Annotated in this window: 18 protein-coding genes; 10 read left to right on the top strand and 8 right to left on the bottom strand. The window is 62.7% G+C overall.

Going from position 1 to position 19948, the window contains the following annotated elements; genetic code table 11:
* A partial coding sequence (locus tag ACX80E_RS13840; protein WP_459302588.1) for an IS30 family transposase occupies positions 1-375 on the top strand: 375 nt, incomplete at its 5' end.
* 53 nt (positions 376-428) lie between these two features.
* Here ACX80E_RS13840 and ACX80E_RS13835 read toward each other — a convergent pair.
* From ACX80E_RS13835 to ACX80E_RS13820, 4 genes are all read right to left on the bottom strand, one after another.
* Positions 429-1211, bottom strand: a complete 783-nt coding sequence (locus ACX80E_RS13835; RefSeq protein WP_459302587.1) for a pyrimidine reductase family protein — start codon at positions 1209-1211, stop codon at positions 429-431.
* Positions 1212-1213: 2 nt separating this feature from the next.
* A complete protein-coding gene (folP, locus tag ACX80E_RS13830) occupies positions 1214-2179 on the bottom strand; it encodes a dihydropteroate synthase (RefSeq protein ID WP_459302586.1) in 966 nt (321 codons plus the stop codon).
* A 2-nt stretch (positions 2180-2181) separates the two neighbouring features.
* A complete protein-coding gene (locus tag ACX80E_RS13825; RefSeq protein WP_459302585.1) occupies positions 2182-3453 on the bottom strand; it encodes an NAD(P)/FAD-dependent oxidoreductase in 1272 nt (423 codons plus the stop codon).
* Between the two features lie 151 nt (positions 3454-3604).
* On the bottom strand, positions 3605-5104 hold the full coding sequence (locus ACX80E_RS13820; RefSeq protein ID WP_459302584.1) for a S8 family serine peptidase: 1500 nt from the start codon (positions 5102-5104) through the stop codon (positions 3605-3607).
* A gap of 96 nt (positions 5105-5200) precedes the next feature.
* Here ACX80E_RS13820 and ACX80E_RS13815 point away from each other — a divergent pair, with 96 nt between their 5' ends.
* The 9 genes from ACX80E_RS13815 (at position 5201) to ACX80E_RS13775 (ending at position 15617) form a co-directional block, all read left to right on the top strand.
* Positions 5201-6421 carry a cysteine desulfurase family protein gene (locus ACX80E_RS13815; RefSeq protein ID WP_459302583.1) on the top strand — a complete coding sequence of 407 codons (1221 nt, stop codon included), beginning with the start codon at positions 5201-5203 and terminating at the stop codon, positions 6419-6421.
* Positions 6422-6478: 57 nt separating this feature from the next.
* Positions 6479-7618: a tRNA 2-thiouridine(34) synthase MnmA gene (gene mnmA / locus ACX80E_RS13810; RefSeq protein ID WP_459302582.1), complete on the top strand. Its 1140-nt coding sequence runs from the start codon at positions 6479-6481 to the stop codon at positions 7616-7618.
* A 70-nt stretch (positions 7619-7688) separates the two neighbouring features.
* Positions 7689-8306, top strand: coding sequence for a TIGR03086 family metal-binding protein (locus ACX80E_RS13805; RefSeq protein ID WP_459302581.1), 618 nt, complete (start codon positions 7689-7691; stop codon positions 8304-8306).
* 135 nt (positions 8307-8441) lie between these two features.
* Entirely contained in the window at positions 8442-10076 is a 1635-nt protein-coding gene (locus ACX80E_RS13800; protein ID WP_459302580.1) for an ABC transporter substrate-binding protein, read from the top strand.
* A gap of 120 nt (positions 10077-10196) precedes the next feature.
* Complete coding sequence (locus tag ACX80E_RS13795; protein ID WP_459302579.1) at positions 10197-11291, top strand: ABC transporter permease; 1095 nt, start codon at positions 10197-10199, stop codon at positions 11289-11291.
* 1 nt (position 11292) lies between these two features.
* Entirely contained in the window at positions 11293-12231 is a 939-nt protein-coding gene (locus ACX80E_RS13790; RefSeq protein ID WP_459302577.1) for an ABC transporter permease, read from the top strand.
* Positions 12228-13925: a dipeptide ABC transporter ATP-binding protein gene (locus tag ACX80E_RS13785; RefSeq protein ID WP_459302576.1), complete on the top strand. Its 1698-nt coding sequence runs from the start codon at positions 12228-12230 to the stop codon at positions 13923-13925. The genes ACX80E_RS13790 and ACX80E_RS13785 overlap by 4 nt, the downstream gene beginning before the upstream one ends.
* Positions 13926-13992: 67 nt before the next feature.
* The gene (locus ACX80E_RS13780) at positions 13993-14487 is read left to right on the top strand and encodes a chorismate mutase (protein WP_459302574.1); all 495 of its coding nucleotides are present in this window, start codon (positions 13993-13995) and stop codon (positions 14485-14487) included.
* Positions 14484-15617, top strand: coding sequence for a uroporphyrinogen decarboxylase/cobalamine-independent methonine synthase family protein (locus ACX80E_RS13775; protein ID WP_459302573.1), 1134 nt, complete (start codon positions 14484-14486; stop codon positions 15615-15617). Before ACX80E_RS13780 ends, ACX80E_RS13775 begins: the two co-directional genes overlap by 4 nt.
* Here the strand turns inward: ACX80E_RS13775 and ACX80E_RS13770 are convergent.
* The 4 genes from ACX80E_RS13770 to ACX80E_RS13755 all read right to left on the bottom strand — a co-directional run bounded on the left by ACX80E_RS13770 (position 15614) and on the right by ACX80E_RS13755 (position 19938).
* The gene (locus ACX80E_RS13770) at positions 15614-16906 is read right to left on the bottom strand and encodes a DUF58 domain-containing protein (RefSeq protein ID WP_459302572.1); all 1293 of its coding nucleotides are present in this window, start codon (positions 16904-16906) and stop codon (positions 15614-15616) included. The genes ACX80E_RS13775 and ACX80E_RS13770 overlap by 4 nt on opposite strands.
* A gap of 16 nt (positions 16907-16922) precedes the next feature.
* Positions 16923-17873, bottom strand: a complete 951-nt coding sequence (locus ACX80E_RS13765; RefSeq protein WP_459302589.1) for an AAA family ATPase — start codon at positions 17871-17873, stop codon at positions 16923-16925.
* A 179-nt stretch (positions 17874-18052) separates the two neighbouring features.
* Positions 18053-19273: a DUF4350 domain-containing protein gene (locus ACX80E_RS13760; protein ID WP_459302571.1), complete on the bottom strand. Its 1221-nt coding sequence runs from the start codon at positions 19271-19273 to the stop codon at positions 18053-18055.
* A complete protein-coding gene (locus ACX80E_RS13755) occupies positions 19270-19938 on the bottom strand; it encodes a DUF4129 domain-containing protein (protein WP_459302570.1) in 669 nt (222 codons plus the stop codon). Before ACX80E_RS13755 ends, ACX80E_RS13760 begins: the two co-directional genes overlap by 4 nt.
* Positions 19939-19948: the final 10 nt, after the last annotated feature.

Genomic DNA, 19948 nt, shown 5'->3' with positions numbered 1-19948 from the left:
CTCATCCACCTGCCCAATGACCACACCGCCGAGTCCGTCCGCGACGGGCTGATCGAAGCCATGGGTAAACTCCCCGACCACCTGCGCGGCTCCTTGACCTGGGACCAAGGAGCCGAAATGGCCAAGCACAAGGGCTTCAGCATGGCAACCGGCATCGACGTCTACTTCTGCGACCCTGCCAGCCCCTGGCAACGCGGATCCAACGAGAACACCAACGGGCTCCTGCGTCAATACTTCCCCAAAGGCACCGACCTGAGCATCTACAGCGCCGAGGACCTCGAGTACGTCGCGAACGAACTCAACGCACGCCCCCGCAAGTCACTCGGCTGGAAAACACCAGCCGAAGTATTCCGTGATCTACTGATACCAAGCTAACCACCCAGTGTTGCAACCACCCCTAAAATTCAAGATGTCGTCCAACAACTGGATCATAGATCTGGGCGGGGGCGGGTGTAGCGCAGGAACAGCATGGAATCCGCCTTCAGGATGCTCACCAATGACATGCTCCGGGGCAGCTGTCCGCTGGGGCCGTGCGCTATGCGCCCCGCAGCGCCGCCCACCAGCAGCGGCGATACCGTCAAGCGCAACTCATCCACTTTGTTGGCAGCGGCAAAGGTGCCCAGCAGGGTTGGGCCGCCCTCGGAGTGGATCCGGAGAAGGCCACGGGCACCGAGTGCGGCTATCAGGAGGCCAACGTCGAGTGAATCCTTACCGACAGTGACTATGTCAGCCACCCGGGCAAGCGCCGTGCGGGAAGCTTCCGGGGCGGACTCCACAGTCAAAATGAGAGGCCTGACGGGGGCATTGGTGAAAACGTCTAGCCCGGGATCCAATGCCAGCGAACCGGAGACGATGGCCAGCGGCGGGTGTGCGGGCAGCCCTTGCCGGATACGCGCCTGCTGGGCTTGTGGGCTGAGTAGTTCGCCGCCGTAGCCTTCAGCCCTGACCGTTTGTGCACCCACCAGGATCACGTGCGCGTTTTGGCGCAGCTGTGTGAAAATACGTTGGTCAACGCTATTGCCCAGTTGTCCCGAGAGTCCGTCCACCGTGGCTGCGCCGTCAATGCTGGAGACGAAATTGAAGCTCACCCACGGGGCGGCGCTGGACCCGACGGGCGCAGCAAGGAGCTCCGCCGCCAGCTCGGTGTCGGAAAGGATGGCAGGATCGGGGAAGATCCGCTCAATCATGGTGTTCTCCGTGGGGGCAGCCATGGTCAGGAACCCGCCGGCTTGTCCGGGTGAGCTGGCAGGTTGACCTCGCCCATGTTGTGAAGCAGGTAGGCAGGTTCCCGCCAGCCCAGTACTGCCTCCGTCATGCGAATAGCAGAGTTGGCTGCGGCCACATTGTGCATGCGCAGAATTCGGGCGCCACCGAGGATACAAATGACTGCCGTGGCCAGGGAGCCTGCCAACCGTTCGGATTTGTTTTGGTCGAGGGTCTCGCCAATGAAGTCCTTGTTCGATACCGCTGCCAGTGTGGGGAAACCCAATGCCGCAATCTCGTTGAAGCGCTTAGTGATTGCCAGGGTGTGCAGGGTGTTTTTGTTTAAGTCGTGGCCGGGATCAATGATGATCTTCTCGGCCGGGACTCCGAGCGAGATAGCCAGTTCCACCTTCTGCGCCAAAAACGCCGCCACCTCGGCCACCACGTCGTCGTAGTGGGGCCGAGGATACGCGGTGCGCGGTTTAGCCAGTGAATGCGTGATCACCAGGTGGGCACCGGATTCGGCCACCACCGAGGCCATCTCGGGGTTGGCCAGCCCCGTGGTGTCGTTGATGACTGTGGCCCCGGCGGCAATACTGCTGGCCGCCACCTCGGGCAGAAACGTGTCGACGGAAATGATGACATCACTGGCCGCCGCAACGGCGGCGATGACCGGCACCACGCGGTCGCTTTCTTCGGCCACGCTTAAGGCAGGCCCGGGCGCAAAGGGCACACCGCCAATGTCCACCCAGTCAGCCCCCTGAGCCACGGCCGCCAGTGAAGCGGCAACTGCAGCGTCAAGGGCATAGTTGGCCCCGCCGTCGTAAAAGGAATCAGGGGTGCGGTTGATGATGGCCATGAGCGCAACGTGCCGGCTAAAGTCCAGCGACCGGGTGCCAAAGTGGTGCCTGGGGTGCAGGAGCGGTGGCGTGTAAAACGGGGCTGCAGAGGTCCGGTCCGAAGTCATCATACTCATCATCAAATATCCTCCAGTGGGGTTTGTGGCTCAGCCAAGGCCCGCGTGTCGACAATCCGGCGTGAGAGGATCAACGCCCGGATGGCATCCTGAACATCCCAAATGTTGACGTTCATGCCAGCCACCACGCGTCCTTCGGCGACCCAGAAGGCTATGAACTCGCGTTTTTTCAGGCTGCCGCGAATCACCAGCTCGGCGTCCCTGGTGAGCTCCCCGAAGCCGGAGTACTCCATGCCCAGATCAAACTGGTCGGTGTAAAAGTACGGGATAGCATCGAGTGCAGCGTCCTGACCCACCATGGACTGTGCGGCGACCTTCCCGCTGGCAATGGCGTTGGCCCAGTGCTCGGAGCGGGCGTGGGCGCCGGTGAAGGGGTGCCAGGAATTTGCCACATCCCCGGCCGCGAACACGTCAGCGTGGGAGGTCTGCAGGGAGGCGGAAACCTCGATGCCGTTGTTGATGGTCAGCCCGGCAGCCTGGGCCAGCCCAATATTAGGGACAACACCCACAGCCACGATCACCACATCCGCTGGCAGCGTCACCCCGGTGGTGGTCAGCACGGAGGTGACGTGCCCGTCAGTGCCTCGGATCTCGGCGGCGCTCGCAGGGAGCACAAACCGCACACCAGCCTCCTGGTGCCGTTCGGTGAAAACTGTGCCGAGTTCAGTGCCAAGGGCCGCCGAAAGAGGCACCTCCGCAACACCCAGCACGGCCACATGGTTGCCCAATTCAGTGGCCGTGGCGGCGATTTCCATGCCAATCCAGCCCGAGCCGATCATGACAACGTTCTTGCCGCCGCCTGACAGCAGTCCCCTCAGCGCAAGACTGTCGGCCTTGGTCCGGAACGTGTGCACCCCTTGAAGGTCGACGCCGGGACAGGAGATGCGGCGCGCAGCGGCACCTGTTGCGAGGAGCACCTTGGCATACGACAACGTGCCGCCGTTGCTCAAGGTGACAGTGTGGCTGCGAGGATCCAGCGCCGTGGCGGAGATACCGGTGAGGAGTGTGACATTGTGCTCCGGGTACCAGCTGGCGGGTAGGGGCAGGAGGGCGTCCTCACCCTCCTTGCCGGCCAGGAATCCCTTGGACAACGGTGGCCGCTGGTACGGGATTTCAGCCTCCTGCGCCACAATGGTGACCGCGCCGGCATAGCCCTGCTTGCGCAATGTCTCCGCCGCCGTGGCTCCCGACAGACCGCCACCAATGATGACCATGCCGGGGGTTACTGAAGTGCCGGTGCTGCCAGGACCTGTTGTGCTGTTTGACGCGTTCATGATCCAAACTCTTTCCCGTGGAAATCACATCACTTGTTGGGGCGGGAGCCCGTGCGGGGCCCGGGCAGGAGCCCGGCCGGTTCCAAGGTCCCGGAAACAATTCCGGCGGGCACCGTGGGAAGGTGGCCGCCGGAAAAGGGAGAGCTAAGGTTTAGAGGATTGCTTGCAAGGCGTCCACAATACCTTCGCCGTAGTAGCTGTTATTGCGCAGGGTGCCGACGCACTCGGAACCTTTCGGTGTCGCAGATGGCATGCACACATGATCCTCGGCTTGCTTGCGCAACTGAGAAATCAACTGATCGGGCTTCCACCCGGGGTGCGCGGACTTCATCAGGGCCAGCACACCGGCAACCTGCGGAGAAGCCATCGACGTGCCGCTGAGCAGGCCGTACGTGTTGTTCGGCAACGTGGACAGGATGCGTGAACCCGGTGCTGCCACGTCAATGACGTTCAGCCCGCGGTTGGAGAAGGATGACAACTTCCCAGCCTGATCCGTGGAGGCCACCGTCACGACCCCCTCCAGCTCGGTGGGGATGTCCTTACACCCGTTGTTGATGTCACGCTCAATCCCGGCGACGTCGTTCGGGCTGACGTTGTCGGTGGTCTTGTTTGCCAAGTCATAGGAGGCGTTACCGGCGGCGGCAGCATGCACCACACCGCGTTTCGTGGACCAATTCACTGCGCGCCCCACGGCATCCAGTACTGCCTTCTGATCGGGCTGATCGCCACACCAGAACTGCACCGGGTCAACGTAGTAGCTGTTGTTGGTGACATCCATGCCCTTCATGCCCGCCCACATGAAACCGCAGATAGCGTATTCGGGGTAGATCGAGCCGGCGTCGTTGACGACCTTGACCGAGGACATGCGCACGTTCGGTGCCACGCCAACAATGCCAACGCCGTTACGGGCTGCGCCGATGATGCCGGCCACGTGGGTGCCGTGGGATGACGTTGTGGGGAACCAGCCTGTGGGCGAGGTGTCCGGGCGTCCGGCGTTGGTGCAGTTGACCGAGCTGGCCACGTCGATGTTGGCCGCAAGATCCGGGTGCTTCGGGTCGATGCCGCTGTCCAAAACACCAACCAGCACATCGGGTGAACCATTGGTGATCTGTTGCGCTTGGTCCGCCTTGATCTGAACCTGGCTCCACTGCTCGGCTTCGCGGGGGTCCGCCGCAGCGCCCTCGAACGTGGCGTCACCGTAGAGCAAGTCGGTGTTGGCCAGCTGTTTGTTGCGCAGCGCCGGCGCCTTCTGCCACGGGGTGGCGATGCCCGACGGCGTGCCTTCGGCAACCGGGATGGTGCGGGTTGCGCCCACCGATTCCACCGCCGACTTCCCTCGCTTGAGAACCTCTGTGCGGAAATTGGCCCGATCGGATTGGACAATGACAACGCCGATCTCGGGCCATTGCTGTACTGCGACGCCGCCGGCGGCCTCAATGGCCCGCACAGCGTCTTTAGTCTTGTTGGCGTTGGCGGCCTTTGCATTGACCACGTAGCTCATGAGCTGGCCGTCGGCTGCGGGAAAGTCAATGGGCGTGGATTGAGGCGTAGCCGGTGCGGCCATGGCGCTGCCACCTATCAAGGTGGTTGCTGCCATGGCGACTGCGCATAGGGCAGCAGCCGTTGTACGGCGGAAGAGTGCTTTCTGCATGGATTTAATCCCCCCGGGATCATTGTGTGATGTGGGACACCCCGATCCTGCCATTGAGGGCAGGCATTGACAAGGCCGATGCCGTAGAATTGCCGAGTGCCCGTGTATCTAGATCACGCGGCGACCACGCCACTTTCGGCCCCGGCCCTCGCCGCACTCACCTCCGTTATTACCCGTAGCGGCAATCCGTCCTCGCTCCACGGATCGGGCCGTCGCGCCCGCGCCACCGTCGAAGCCGCCCGCGAAACTGTGGCCCGTGCTGCCGGCGCCCACCCCACTGAAGTCATTTTCACCTCCGGCGGCACCGAGGCCGACAACCTTGCTGTCAAGGGCTTGTTCTGGGCCCGCCACGACGCCGATGCTGCGCGCACCCGCATCCTGGTCTCCAGCGTTGAGCACGCCGCCGTGCAAGACACTGTCGAATGGCTTGAGCAGCATGAAGGTGCTGAAGCTGTCTGGCTGCCCGTCGACGCGCACGGCACCGTGAGCCTGGCCGCGCTGAAAAAGGAACTGGCCGACGGCGGCGCCGACACAGTAGCCCTGGTCACCTGCATGTGGGCGAACAATGAGGTGGGCACTGTGCAGCCCATCGCCGAGATCGTGGCGCTGGCGGAGCCGTATGGGATCCCCGTGCATTCGGACGCTGTCCAGGCTTTCGGTTCCCTTGCCGTGAACTTCAGGCAGTCAGGGCTTGCCGCCATGTCCATCAGCGCCCACAAGATTGGCGGCACCGTCGGTGTGGGGGCACTCCTGCTGGGCCGGGCCGTGCAACTGACGCCCGTGCAACACGGTGGCGGCCAGGAACGCACCGTCCGCTCCGGAACGCTGGACACGGCCGGGCTGGCTGCCTTCGCCGCGGCCGCACAGGACGTCACGGAAAATCTTGCGGCCGAAAGCAGCCGGATCGCAGCATTGCGGGATGCGATCATTGCCGCCGTTCGCCAAACAGTTCCGGAGGCTGTGCTGCGCGGGGTGGATCCTGCCCAAGACCCGGGCAAAAGGCTGCCCGGCAACGTCCACTTCACCTTCCCCGGCTGCGAAGGCGACTCACTGCTGTTCCTGCTGGACATGGCCGGGGTCGAATCCTCCACAGGGTCGGCCTGCACGGCCGGAGTGCCCCGCCCCTCCCATGTGCTGCTGGCCATGGGGCTGGGGGAAGACACGGCACGTGGCGCACAACGCTTTAGTTTGGGGCATACATCCACCCATGAAGACGTTGACGCCTTTGTGGCGGCCTTGCCGCTCGCTCACGCCCGAGCAAAAGCAGCCGGCATGGCCGGGCATCAATCGTCCATTCAAACCGCGAGCACGCGCTAGCTGCCGGGCGGGCACGCTGCACGAACAGATTTTTTTGCACCAACTGAAAGGTACGTAATGCGAGTATTGGCCGCCATGAGTGGTGGAGTTGACTCAGCCGTCGCCGCAGCCCGCGCAGTGGATGCCGGGCACGACGTCGTCGGCGTTCACCTGGCACTTTCGCGCATGCCCGGAACCCTGCGCACCGGCAGCCGCGGCTGCTGCACCGTGGAGGATTCCAACGACGCGTGGCGTGCCTGCGACAAACTTGGTATTCCGTACTACGTCTGGGACTTCTCCGAACGGTTCAAGGAGGACGTGGTCCAGGACTTCATCGACGAATACGCGGCCGGGCGCACGCCCAACCCATGCATGCGCTGCAACGAGCGCATCAAGTTCGCTGCGCTGCTGGAAAAGGCCATCGCGCTGGGATTCGACGCCGTCTGCACGGGCCACTACGCCAAGGTCATCACCGACGCCGACGGCAACCCCGAGCTGCACCGCGCAGCCGACTGGGCCAAGGACCAAAGCTACGTGCTGGGCGTGCTGACCCACGAGCAGCTCAAGCACTCCATGTTCCCGCTCGCCGACACCCCGTCCAAGGCTGAAGTTCGCGCCGAGGCGGAAGCCCGCGGCCTGTCGGTGGCCAAGAAGCCTGACAGCCATGACATTTGCTTCATCTCCGACGGTGACACCGCGGGCTGGTTGGCCGAGAAAATCAAGATGACCGACGGCGAGATCGTCGACGAATCCGGTGCAACTGTGGGCGGGCACACCGGTGCCAACCAGTTCACTGTGGGCCAGCGTCGCGGCCTGAAGCTTGGCACGCCCGCCGCCGACGGCAAGCCCCGCTTCGTGCTGGAAATCAGGCCCAAGGAAAACAAGGTCGTTGTTGGACCGCACGCCCTGCTGGCCATCGACGAGCTTAAGGGCATCAAGGTTTCTTGGGCCGGGCTGCCCATCGCCGAGGTGGCCACGGGGGAAGAGTTCGATTGTTACGCCCAGGTCCGCGCGCACGGTGACCCCGTTCCGGCCCGAGCTTTTGTGCGGGAATTGATGGACGACGGCGTCGCCCGCCAAAGCCTGAACGTCGCCTTGGCCGAGCCGCTGCGCGGTGTGGCACCGGGCCAGACGGTTGTTTTGTACCAAGGTTCACGCGTGTTGGGGCAGGCAACAATCGATTCGGCCAGGTCCTTGGCGCGGCCCGAAATTCCCTAGCGGCTCCATCACGGCCCAAGCAGGCGTAAACTTCCACTACAGGTGACTTGGCTCACGGAAGGTTTACATGATGCCCCCGCATACAATTCCCAACCCGCTCCAGCATTTAGAAGGCGCCCTGAACCAGTGCGCGGAAGTTATTGGCGCCATTTCGGCGAATCAGGCAGAGTGGCCTACGCCGTGCGGGGACTGGACCGTGCAGGACCTGCTGCACCATCTGGTGGTGTGCGATCTGCACAAGTACACGGTCATGGCCCGTGGTCACAATATTGACCCGCTGGCCTCCCAAGCCACCGTCGGGGCCGACTGGTCCACGCGGTTTAGTGACGGGGCCGCGTTGCTGATGAGAACCTGGCACGCGGCGGACTTGAACGCCCAGGTGGCCCTGCCCGGCGGAGGTGAGGCGCCCCTGCGCAGCCGGATTGGCCTGCAAATAGCGGAATTTACTGTCCACGGCTGGGACTTGGCCAAGGCCACAGGTGTCCCCGTCGTCTTGGACCCGGTACTGGCGGATCAATCCCTGGTCTGGGCTCAACGGATGTTGAAACCCGAGCATCGCGGGGCGGAGCGCGGCATTGGCCCCGAGGTGAGGGTTCCCCTGGCCGCCGATTCCTATACGAAACTGGCCGGCTGGTTTGGTCGCAGTTCCCATTTCAAGGCCGGTCCCCGGGTGGACGCCCTTCCATAACCATCTGGCTTCAACTTTACTTTATGTGACCATTTGCTTGACAAACTCTGATACAAAGGGATCGTCAAGCAAGTGGGTTAGATCACACAACGATGTGTGGCCTGCTTCCTGAGAAGCACTAGAGAAAGTTTGCTGATGACTAAGAACATGTTTGGTTTGCGGTCGGTGATCGCTGTGGCTGGCGTATCCGTTTTGGCACTAACCGCGTGCACGGGCCCCAGTGGCGGCGGAACCTCCACCGAGGGCGGCTCATCCGGCGGCCCTGTGGCCTTGGGAACCACGGACAAGGTCACCTTCCTTGATCCGGCGTTTTCCTATGACAATGGATCGTTCATGGTCATGAACCAGATCTACCCCTTCCTGATGAATTCAGCACCAGGCAGCGCCGATCCGAAACCGGACATGGCCGAGTCGGCGTCGTTCACCTCACCCACCGAGTACACAGTCAAACTCAAGCCGGGGTTGACGTGGGCCAACGGTACAGACCTTGACTCCAAGGATGTGAAGTTCAGCTTTGACCGCCAACAAAAGATCAATGATGCCAACGGTCCGGCCACCTTGCTGGCTAACCTTGACAGTGTCAGCGCCCCCGATGCCACCACCGTGGTGTTCAAGCTCAAGTCGCCCAACGACCAGACCTTCGCCCAGGTCCTGACAAGCCCCGTCGGCCCCATCGTCGATGATTCGGTGTTCAGCGCCGACAAGGCCACCGAGGATGCTGCGATCGTTGCCGGGAAGTCCTTCGCCGGCCAGTACACGATTGAGTCGTACAAGAAAAACGAGCTCATCGCGTTTAAGGCCAACGCCGACTACAAGGGCATGCTGGGTGCGGCCAAATCAGACTCCGCCACCATCAAGTATTACGCGAACTCCAACAACCTGAAACTGGACGTGCAACAGGGCAACATTGATGTTGCCTGGCGCAGCATGACGGCCACCGACATTGACAGCCTGAAAAAGGATGACAAGGTCCAGGTCGACATTGGCCCCGGTGGCGAGCTGCGCTACATTGTTTTCAACTTCAACACCATGCCCTTTGGTGCCAAAACAGCCACCCCGGATGCCGCCAAGTCGCTGGCCGTCCGGCAGGCAACCGCTGACATGATCGACAGGCAGGCCATTGCCGACAGGGTCTACAAGGGCACCTACCTACCGGCGTTCTCCTGGGTTCCGCAGGGCTTCACCGGTGCGATCGAGCCCATGAAGGACGCCTACGGTGACGGCCAGGGCGGACCCGATGCGGAGAAGGCCAAGAAGACCTTGGCTGACGCGGGCATCCAGACCCCTGTCACCCTTGACTTGCAGTACAACCCAGACCACTATGGTCCTTCATCTGCCGATGAATACGCGTTGATCAAGGAGCAGCTGGAAGAGGGCGGACTGTTCAAGGTCAACCTGCAGTCAACCGAGTGGGTCACCTACCAAAAGGAGCGTGTCAAGGACACCTTCCCGCTGTACCAGCTGGGCTGGTTCCCCGACTACTCCGATGCCGACAACTACCTGAGCCCGTTCTTTAGCGCGAACAACTTCCTGAAGAACCATTATGAGGACAAGGACGTCCAGGCCAAGATCGAGGAGCAGCGCACCACGACCGACCCCGCCGCCCGGACCAAGCTGATCGAGGACATCCAGAAGGCTGTCGCCGAGGATGTTCCGACGCTGCCGCTGCTCCAGGGCGCCCAGGTGGCCGTCTCGGGCAAGGACGTCAAGGGCGTCAAGGACACCCTTGATCCCTCGTTCAAGTTCCGTTTGGGCGTGCTGTCGAAGTAGCCTGAGCACCTCACGCGCCAAGAACTAGAACCCAGCGAAGCTTAGAAGGCGGGGCCTCCCAGGATGCCCCGCCTTCACTGCTCGCCCACCCACCACGGCATTGACGAACTGTGAGCTTCCATGACAGCAATGATTGAGATGCCCGAGGCCAACTCCGCCTCGCCGCTGACCCCTCCACGAAAGAACAAGTCCGGGGGCAGCCTTGGCAAATACCTTCTGATCAGGTTCCTGCTGATCTTCCCCACCATCTTGATACTCGTCACCATGGTTTTTTTCCTGATGCGGATCACCGGCGATCCCATTACGGCGGCGCTTGGCGGGCGCCTGCCACCGGAACAACTGGCCCAACGCATTCATGAGGCAGGCTACGACAGGCCCATCCTGGTCCAGTATTTCGAGTACCTGGGACAACTGTTGACCGGCAACTTTGGCCGCACCATCTCCGATAACCTCCTGGTCACGGACATGCTGGCCACCTACGGCACCGCCACACTAGAGCTTGCCATCAACTCCCTCATTGTGGCGCTGGCCGTGGGCATCCCGCTGGGCATGCTGGCCGCCTACAAGCGGGACAAATGGCACGATGCGCTGCTGCGTGTGGCAGCCATTTTGTTTTACGCGACACCAGTCTTTTTTGCCGGGCTGCTGCTGAAACTGGTGTTTGCTGTCTGGCTTGGCTGGTTGCCGGTGGCCGGACGTTCAGGCACCGCCACCGAACTGGCCATGACAGAACTTTCGGCACCCACCGGGATTTACTGGTTGGATGCCCTGCGCAGCGGCAATATGGCCGCCTTTTGGGATGTTGTCCAGCACTCGGTGCTCCCCGCCATGGCCCTGGGACTGTTGACAGCGGGCATTTTCTTGCGCCTGGTCCGCACCAACGTGATTGGCACCTTGGGCAAGGACTATGTGGAAGCCGGGAGGTCCCGCGGTGTCAGCGAGTACCGTTTGCTGACCAAGCACGCCTACAAGCCTGCACTCATCCCCATTATCACCGTCATGGGCTTGCAAATAGCCCTGCTGCTCGGCGGCGCCGTGCTGACCGAGACAACTTTTGAGTGGAAGGGTCTTGGTTTCCAGCTGGCCGCCTATTTGACCGCCCGGGACTTTGTGGCAGTCCAGGGCATCGTTGTCCTGCTGGCGGTGATCGTTGCGCTGAGCAACTTCATTGTTGACGTCATAGCGGCGCTCATCGACCCGAGGGTGAGGTACTGACATGGCCGGAACGAAAGAGTCCTTGTTCAGTCGACTGCCCGTGGTGATGCATCTGCGAAAGAGTGTGGGGCTGCAGCGAGGCATGCTGGTGGCCGGTATTGTCATCACGGCCGTCTTCTTGCTGACAGCTGCCTTCGCGCCGCTGATTGCCCCCTACGGCTTTAGCCAGGGGTTCAGCGAAACCCAGTCTCCGCCGTCGCCCACGCACCTGTGGGGCACGACGGTGGGTGGCTACGACGTCTTTTCCCGCACCATTTGGGGGGCCCAAACGGCGTTCCTGGTGGTGGTCATCGCCGTGTTCCTTTCCATCTTCGCAGGTGTCATTCTCGGTTTGGTGTCGGGATACTTTGGCGGCTGGGTGGACAGAATCCTGGTGGTGGTCAGTGATGCGATCTATGCGTTTCCAACCTTGCTGCTGGCGATCGTCATGTCGATCACCATCACCCGGGGCAGTTCCAGCTTGTGGGGTGGCATCTTTTCGGCCGCAATCTCCATCACCGTCGTGTTCATTCCGCAGTACTTCCGGGTGATCCGTGCAGAAACCATCCGCCTGAAGGCAGAACCCTTTGTTGAGTCGGCAATCGTTGTGGGCGCCTCAAGCGTGCGCATCATGGCCAGACACATCTACAAAAACGCAACCCGGACGCTGCCGCTCATTTTCACGCTCAACGCCTCCGAGGCCATTTTGACGCTGGCAGCCCTGGGCTTCCTTGGCTTTGGCATTGAACCGACGTACGCGGCCGAATGGGGCTATGACCTGAACCGGGCACAGTCGGATGCGACCGCCGGGATCTGGTGGACAGGCGTGTTCCCGGGATCGGCCATTGTGTTGACTGTGCTGGGACTGACCCTGTTGGGCGAGTCCATGAATGACCTGAACGACCCCCGCCTGCGAGGCCGCAAACGGGCCGGCAAGAAGAAAGACAAGGTGAACGCATGAGCACGGATCAAAAAGACGGCAATGCCTTGCGCCCCGTCTTAGACATTGCGGAGCTAAAGGTCACGTTCGCCACGGATGCGGGGGATGTTAACGCTGTCAAGGACGTCAGCTTCAGTGTCGCCCCGGGCGAGATTGTTGCGATCGTCGGTGAATCCGGTTCCGGCAAGACGGTCACGGCCAAAGCCATTCTGGGATTGTTGCCGGAGACTGCCACGAGCAGCGGGGCGGTGATCATCAGCGGCAACAACATTGTCTCGGTCAGTGCGCACCAGCTTCGGCAGATCCGGGGCAGGGACGTGGCCATGGTGTTTCAGGAACCCTCCACGGCGCTCAACCCGGTGTACACGGTGGGCTGGCAGATCGCCGAGGGGTTGCGTGCGCACCGGCCGCAGGGCAAACGTGTGGGCAAGAAGGAAGCCCGCCAGCTAGCCATTGAGGCGTTGGACAAGGTGGGCATCCCGGAACCGGAAAAGCGGGTGGACTATTACCCGCACCAGTTCTCCGGCGGGCAGAAACAGCGTGTGGTCATTGCCGCAGCGCTGGCACTGAACCCGGGGCTGATTGTGGCTGATGAGCCCACCACGGCGTTGGATGTGACGGTCCAGGCAGAAATCCTTGAACTGCTCAGGGATCTGCGCGGGCGCTACGGCACCTCCATGGTGTTGATCACCCACAATATGGGTGTGGTGGCTGATCTGGCGGACAGGGTGGTGGTCATGTTCGAAGGTGACGTGGTGGAGGAGGCCTCAGCCGAGACGCTTTTTGCCGCACCCCAGCAGGCGTACACCCAGAAGTTGTTGGCCGCTGTGCCGCATTTGGGCCGAAACTCCGCCTCCGCAGGCTTCACCGAGCGGGCGTTCCAGGACACGGAGGTACTGGTCCGGGCCACGGAACTGGAAATTGAGTATCCCGGCCGTCTGGGCAGTCCCGCATTCCGTGCCGTGGATAAGGTTTCATTCACCATCAGCGCCGGTGAGGTGTTTGGCCTGGTGGGGGAGTCCGGCTCCGGCAAAACAACCATTGGGCGGGCCATTGCCGGGCTGAACAAAACAACTGGCGGCTCGTTGCAAGTGTTGGGCTATGAGATGCGCGGCTTTAAGGAACGCACCTTCCGCCCGCACCGGAAGGACATCGGCTTTGTGTTCCAGGATCCTGCCGCCTCCTTCAACCCGCACCTGAGCATTGGCGAATGTGTGGCCGAGCCCTTGCTCATCCATACAGATCTTTCCGGACCGGCCGTCACCAAGAAGGTGGCGGAGCTGTTGGAGTCGGTGCAGTTGCCGCAATCCTATGCCAGCAGGTTCCCGCACGAGCTATCCGGAGGGCAACGGCAGCGGGCCTCCCTGGCACGGTCGTTGGCGTTGAAACCGAAACTGTTGATCGCCGACGAGCCGACCTCCGCCCTGGATGTTTCGGTGCAGGCGAAGGTGCTGGAGCTGTTCCGGGAAATCCAGGCCGAACAGGGTTTTGCCGCCTTATTCATCAGCCACGACCTGGCCGTGGTGGATATTCTGGCCGAGTGGGTGGGCGTCCTGTACAAGGGCAAATTGGTGGAGCAGGGCATCGGCAATCAGATCATGGGAAATCCCCAAAATGACTACACCAGGCGCCTGATTGCCTCCCTGCCCGTGCCCAACCCGGTGGAGCAAGCCGAGCGTCGGGCCGTCCATCGGGCGTTGCTGGCTGCGGGGTAGCGTTCTTAGGTGGTGTGCTGTGTGGACAGCGGTTTTGTCCCCGCGGCACACCACCTAAACTGTTTTTATGACCGAACCGATTCACGCCTCTGCGAACCTGTCCGCTGGAGCATTCGATCCAGGCGCCAGTTCCCTCACGGGCGCCGTTGACCCGGCCGTCATGGCCGAGCTGCTGTCCATCCGCTCCAGCATTGACAACTTCGATGCCACCTTGGTGTATCTGCTGGCCGAGCGGTTCAAGGCCACCCAGCGTGTTGGCGTACTCAAGGCCAAGCACCAGCTGCCGGCAGGGGACCCGAACCGTGAATTTGCCCAGATTCAGCGGCTGCGAGCCTTGGCCGAGTCGGCCCACTTGGACCCAGCCTTTGCTGAAAAGTTCCTGAACTTCATTATCAGTGAGGTCATCCACCACCACCAGGCGATCTCCGAGAGCCACTCCGCCGTGGCCGCAACGGGAGTTGTTCCGGTGGTCAGTGTTGACGGCCAACGGTTCGTCGCTTCCCCCGACAGCCCCACGGGCTTGTCCGAGGAAGCATCCGACGGCGGCGCCCAAACCCGGTGAGCCCCTCAGCTGAGCGTCTAGCAAGTTCCTTGGCGGATGCGCCCCAGAAACCACCGGCCACGGTGACGGCCACGGCCCTAGGCCCCTGGCCCGGTACCGACCCGGTGGAGGCCGCCAAGGTTTCGCTGGGCCTGTTCACGAGTCCTCATCTGCCGGTGTTGGTAGATCTGCCTGCCCGCGGTGTTGGCTCGGACCCGGTGGGGCGTACGGCGGCCCTGCTGGTGGAACTCCCCGTTGATGTCCAGCCCTACGGGTGGCGATTCGTGGACCGGGCCGGTCAGGATCTGCGCCGCGCCACCTCCGCACTGTCCACCGACATCAACGTCCTCGCTGATGTTGCCGGCGCTGGCGAGATCTACCCCGATGACCTGAAAATTCATGTGCGCGGTCCGTTGTCCCTTGCCGCCTCCATCCACTTACACTATGGCGAGCGTGCATTGCGTGACTATGGTGCCCGGCGCGACATTGCCCAGTCGTTGGCTGCGGGGCTGGCGGTACATGCAGAAAAGCTCCGGGCCGCCGTGCCGGAAGCGCTCCTGACCCTGCAGATTGATGAGCCGGAGATTGCTCCGGCCCTTGCCGGCACCATCCCCACAGCCTCGGGCTACAGGACCTTGCGGTCTATCCCGGCCGCGGAGCTGCGCGCCACCTGGACCGCGTTGGTCCAAGCTGCACGGGAGGCCGGCTTCGCGAAGGTGGCCATCAACCTTGCCCCGGACCAGGTGTCCATCGCGGGTGAACGGCTCCCAGAGTCGCAGCGTGCTGAATCAGCAGCATGGCGCAAGGCGCTTGAGATCGCCCTTGACTGTGGGATTGACGCAGTGGCCTTGCCGCTGAACACCTTAGATACCGGACACTGGGAACTGTTGGCCGGTGCCATCGAATCGGGCCTGCAGGTGTGGGCTGGGACTGTCCCGGCCAACGCAGGCCAGCTGCCGCCGTCGTACTCGGCCCTGGTGGCACGGATCACCCGGCCCTGGCAGGGATTGGGACTGCCCAGTAACGTGCTCAATCAGCTGCGCATCACGCCGGAGGGCGGTCTGGCCCAGTTGACCCCTCAGGAAGCCCGGTCCGTGGTGAACAGGACACTGGAAGTGGCCGACGCGCTCAGTGAGATCCGCAACAGCTAGAGCCGCCCGGCGGCTTTGAGCCTGATGTACATGTCCGCCAGTTGCGGGGGAAGCTCCATCGGCGGCGCGTCCACCACCGAGGCGCCGGCCTGCTTGAGGACGGCAGTGATGGCCGAGCGGCGGTTCAGAGCGTGTTCGGCAGCAGCAGCACGGTAAGTCAACGTGGTGGTGGTGCGCTCCCTGCGGGCAGCATCCACGGCCGGGTCACGCACCGACGCCACCACCACAACGTGGTTTTGCGCCAAGGATGTCACCAGCGGGATGAGCCCTTCCTCGGCTGCCCCGGCATCCAAGGACGTCACCAGCACCACCAAGGAACGGTGGGCCGTGACGGCCCGAATCTGCCCGGGGATGGCCGAGGTGTTCAGCTCAATCAGTTCCGGTTCAATCGGGGCAAGGCCTTGCACCATGGCGTTGAGCATATTGCCCTTGCCGGTGGAGGAAACGCGGGTACGGACGCGGCGGTCAAAAGCTATCAGGCTGACCCTGTCCCCGCCGCGCTCTGCCAAAACAGCCAGCAACAATGACGCCTCAATACCAGTATCAAGGGCCGTCTCATCCTCAATGCGGGCCGCCGAGGTGCGTGAGGTGTCCAAAACAATCACCACACGGCGGTCACGTTCGGGCCGCCACGTGCGGACCACCACATCACGGCGCCGGGCCGTGGCGCGCCAATCGATGGAGCGGACATCGTCGCCGCGGACGTAGTCGCGCAGCGAATCAAATTCTGTTCCCGCGCCACGAATCTGCACGGCAGCCTTGCCATCCAATTCGCGCAATTTGCGCAACTTGGAGGGCAAATGGCGCTTGGCATGGAATGCCGGCAACACCCGCAAGGTGCCTGGCGCCTCGATGGTTTTTTGCCGTGCAGCCATGCCCAGGGGGCCAAAGGACCGCAGGGTCACATGGTGGGTGCGGAGATCGCCACGGCGCGTGGGCAACAGGGCAACGCTCAGCGCGGCCCGCTCGCCGGGGCGAACCCGCACAGTTTGCACGGCGTTGCTGGCACCGGCCGACGGCTGCCAGCCGTCCTTGATAACAGCTGTCAGCGGCCTCGAGGATTCGTTGGCCAGGCGCAGCACGGCGGTGGCGCGTTCGCCCAGACGCACCCCCGAGGGGATCACGCGCCGCCATACTGTTTGGCGTGGGGATGCTGCGAGGGACAGGTCAAGCATCACCACCAGAAGCAAAACACCCAGCGCCAACAGCCAGGTCATAGGTCCCGGCACGGCAATGATGGGCACCAGGGCAGCCAACGCCAAAAAGAAGAACCTGCCCGAAATCGCCATTGTCTGCCTCCCCTGATCAGCGAGGTACCGGCACTGTGGCCAGTATGGAGAGCAAAATATCGTCCACGGCGACGCCATCCATCTCGGCCTCGGGCCGCAGGGCAACACGGTGCCGCAGGGTGGGCAGCGCCAGAGCCTTGACGTCGTCGGGTGTGACGAAGGCGCGGCCAGACAACCACGCATAGGCGCGAGCGGACTTCAAGATCGCTGTTGCGCCACGGGGTGAGACGCCCAGTTGGAACGACGGCGCCGTACGGGTTGCGCGGACCAAATCCACCACGTAGGCCAGGACTTCACCGGCGACGCTGACCTGGAACACCTCTTCGCGGGCTTGACTCAGTTCCGCGGCCCCTGCCACCGCACGGACGCCGGCAGCGTGCAAATCCTGCGGATCAAAACCTAGACTGTGCCGACGAATGACCTCAATCTCATCGTCACGGTTGGGTAGCTCCATGGTGAGTTTGAGCAGGAACCTGTCCAACTGCGCCTCGGGCAGGGGATAGGTGCCCTCGTACTCCACCGGGTTCTGGGTTGCCGCCACCATGAACGGGGCGGGCAGCTTGCGAGAAACGCCATCCACGGAGACTTGGTGTTCCTCCATGGCCTCCAAGAGCGACGCCTGGGTCTTCGGCGGTGTCCTGTTGATCTCATCAGCGAGCAAAATATTGGTGAATACGGGCCCTTCACGGAAGGTGAAGGCCGAGGTGCTGGCGTCGTAGATCAACGAGCCTGTCACATCCCCGGGCATCAGGTCAGGGGTGAACTGCACACGCTTGGTATCCAGGCTCAAAGCCGTGGACAGTGCACGCACCAGCAGCGTCTTCGCCACTCCGGGCACACCCTCGAGCAAAACGTGGCCGCCGGCCAACAAGGCAATGAGCAGCCCCGTCACGGTGGATTCCTGGCCCACAACAGCCTTGGCAACTTCGCCGCGCACAGCTAACAATGCCTGGGCAGACGGGCTCATGGCCAGCTGTGCGGGCGCCGCATAGGGTGCCGGGGCGTGGTGGGGCGCCGCTGCGGCGGTGCCCTGTGCGGCATACTGCTGCTGGCTGGTCGGGTCGTAAGGCTGGTCCCAACCCGGCGTTGCTGGCACGGGTGCTTTAGTTGCCGACTCGGGGTAGCTCGACTCTGGGTGGGGCATGCTCATCGCTGTGCCACTTCTTCCTCTAGTGCCGCCAGTTGTGCGGCCACGGTCAACATGTCTTTTTCAGATTTTGGTGCCTCGCCCAACAACAAGGCGTGCACGTGGTGCTGCTTCTGGCCGGTGGCTGCTGCCACGGCCTCCACCACGGCCGCCGGGGGAGCGGCATGTCCCAACCGCAAGGTGTGCGCCAAACGAGTGAGGGCAGCATGCTGCAATGTTCGGGTAGCCGTCTCTACAGCCCGCGCATCCTGATACAGCCGTGCCCTTCCCGTCAACGTCTCGGCGGACTTCACCACGACAGGGAGTGGCTCGGTCACCAAGGGACCGTTGCGGCGCCCCTTCCACAGCATGCCCAGCACGGCGACTAGCAACAGCCAGGCCGACGCCGGGAAGATCCATTCGGGCGTGAACTCCGCCAACGTGGGCGGCTTTTCCGCGACGGGAATGTCCTTCAGTGACGCTGTGTACCAGATGAGGTTCGGGGCGCCACCCAAAAGCCTGAACGTCAGAGCCGCATTGCCTTCACTGGCCAGATTCTGGTTGCTGAGAATGCCAGCATTGCCGAGCGCCACAACGCTGCCGGCCGCATTGACGGCCAAGTAGCCACCGGCTGCCGCCGACGGGCGGAAACACGTTTGGGCACCCTTGTAGAGGTAAAGGGGAGCCCTAGACGTGCCCTGCACTCCGCCGTCGAGCGTCGCCGCGGCCGCCGCATCCGGGTGGGTGCACTGGGCAGCAACCGTGTGCTTGCCCGCCGCCGTTCCGGTACTGGAAATATCGGTGCTGAGACCCTTCAACGCCAGCGGGGCAGGGGTGATGGCCACAATTGTGGCCCCAGCTTCTTTGACCCTGGCCGAGAAGTCAGTCACCTGTGAGGCGGAGAGCAGATTTTTGGGGTCGTAGAAGAGCACTGTGCTGGCGCCCTGACCATTCGCGGCCAAGGCCTCAGTGGTGGCGGCCAGTGAATCTGCTGCCGTCACGGTGACACCTTGATTGCGTAGAACGGAGGCGGCAGCCTGGGCGCCTGCCGGCGCCGGATTGGTGATGGACAGTGGTTCAACCGGCCTAGCTGTGCCGCCGCCGAGGAAGAATCCCAGCAGCGAAATCGCAACAAACGCGCCAACACAGATCAGCCAGAATCTGTAGCGCTTCCACCACCGGGTGACGTTTTCGGCTGGGCTGTGCGCTTCTGCCCGGAACGTCTGCTCAGAGCCGCTCATAGGGACATCAAATCCTGCGCATAGACAGCTTTGGTGGCGGCCAGAGCACTGTCTGTGGCGACAAGTTCGGCATACATGGCGTGCGTGGGGGGCACTTGGCCGTACCGCACGGCATTGAAGAGTTCAGCAGCGTGGCGCAGCGCGGGCACGTGTGCGGGGAATGCGAGTTGCAGCTCGGTAACCACCTCAACCGCTGTGCGGCCGGGGGCCATGACGCTAATGTCTCGTTCCTCACCGGCGCGCACGAGGGCACGGAATTGTTCGCTGACGGCAGTGCCAAAGTCACCGGCTTGGGCAGCTGCCCTGGCCAGCTTGCTGTGCTGGGCGCTCGAGAGGAACTGTTCACCCTCGAACACGGGCGCCGTTGTTGCCTTCTTCCGGTTGAGTGCGGGCCGGAGGATGAAAATGATGACAAGGATGGCTATGACGGCCAGCCCCACCACAATGCCAAGACCAATACCGCCGTCGGCCACGTTTAACCCGCTGAGGAAATCATCGAGTGCTCTCTTGAGAAAGTCCACCACAAGCTCAGCCAAACCTGGTTTGGCATCTTGATACGCCTTCTGGGCAAGCTCGTCGCTCGCCCAGCGGCGCGCCTCATCGGCATCCGGGACGACCGGGACGCCGTCTGTGCGCAGGGCCGCCCGCACGAGCTGCAATGCCATACCGCGAACG

The sequence above is a fragment of the Arthrobacter sp. TMN-49 genome, assembly GCF_054511095.1.
Note: the sequence above shows the minus strand (reverse complement) of the source record. Positions and strands in the feature narration are given on the sequence as shown.

Coding starts and splice junctions, on each gene's coding strand:
- ACX80E_RS13835 (WP_459302587.1), bottom strand. CDS start 1,211: ATGGCTGCCCCCACGGAGAACACCATGATTGAGCGGATCTTCCCCGAT.
- folP (WP_459302586.1), bottom strand. CDS start 2,179: ATGAGTATGATGACTTCGGACCGGACCTCTGCAGCCCCGTTTTACACG.
- ACX80E_RS13825 (WP_459302585.1), bottom strand. CDS start 3,453: ATGAACGCGTCAAACAGCACAACAGGTCCTGGCAGCACCGGCACTTCA.
- ACX80E_RS13820 (WP_459302584.1), bottom strand. CDS start 5,104: ATGCAGAAAGCACTCTTCCGCCGTACAACGGCTGCTGCCCTATGCGCA.
- mnmA (WP_459302582.1), top strand. CDS start 6,479: ATGCGAGTATTGGCCGCCATGAGTGGTGGAGTTGACTCAGCCGTCGCC.
- ACX80E_RS13805 (WP_459302581.1), top strand. CDS start 7,689: ATGCCCCCGCATACAATTCCCAACCCGCTCCAGCATTTAGAAGGCGCC.
- ACX80E_RS13800 (WP_459302580.1), top strand. CDS start 8,442: ATGACTAAGAACATGTTTGGTTTGCGGTCGGTGATCGCTGTGGCTGGC.
- ACX80E_RS13795 (WP_459302579.1), top strand. CDS start 10,197: ATGACAGCAATGATTGAGATGCCCGAGGCCAACTCCGCCTCGCCGCTG.
- ACX80E_RS13790 (WP_459302577.1), top strand. CDS start 11,293: ATGGCCGGAACGAAAGAGTCCTTGTTCAGTCGACTGCCCGTGGTGATG.
- ACX80E_RS13785 (WP_459302576.1), top strand. CDS start 12,228: ATGAGCACGGATCAAAAAGACGGCAATGCCTTGCGCCCCGTCTTAGAC.
- ACX80E_RS13780 (WP_459302574.1), top strand. CDS start 13,993: ATGACCGAACCGATTCACGCCTCTGCGAACCTGTCCGCTGGAGCATTC.
- ACX80E_RS13770 (WP_459302572.1), bottom strand. CDS start 16,906: ATGGCGATTTCGGGCAGGTTCTTCTTTTTGGCGTTGGCTGCCCTGGTG.
- ACX80E_RS13765 (WP_459302589.1), bottom strand. CDS start 17,873: ATGAGCCCGTCTGCCCAGGCATTGTTAGCTGTGCGCGGCGAAGTTGCC.
- ACX80E_RS13760 (WP_459302571.1), bottom strand. CDS start 19,273: ATGAGCGGCTCTGAGCAGACGTTCCGGGCAGAAGCGCACAGCCCAGCC.
- ACX80E_RS13755 (WP_459302570.1), bottom strand. CDS start 19,938: ATGGCATTGCAGCTCGTGCGGGCGGCCCTGCGCACAGACGGCGTCCCG.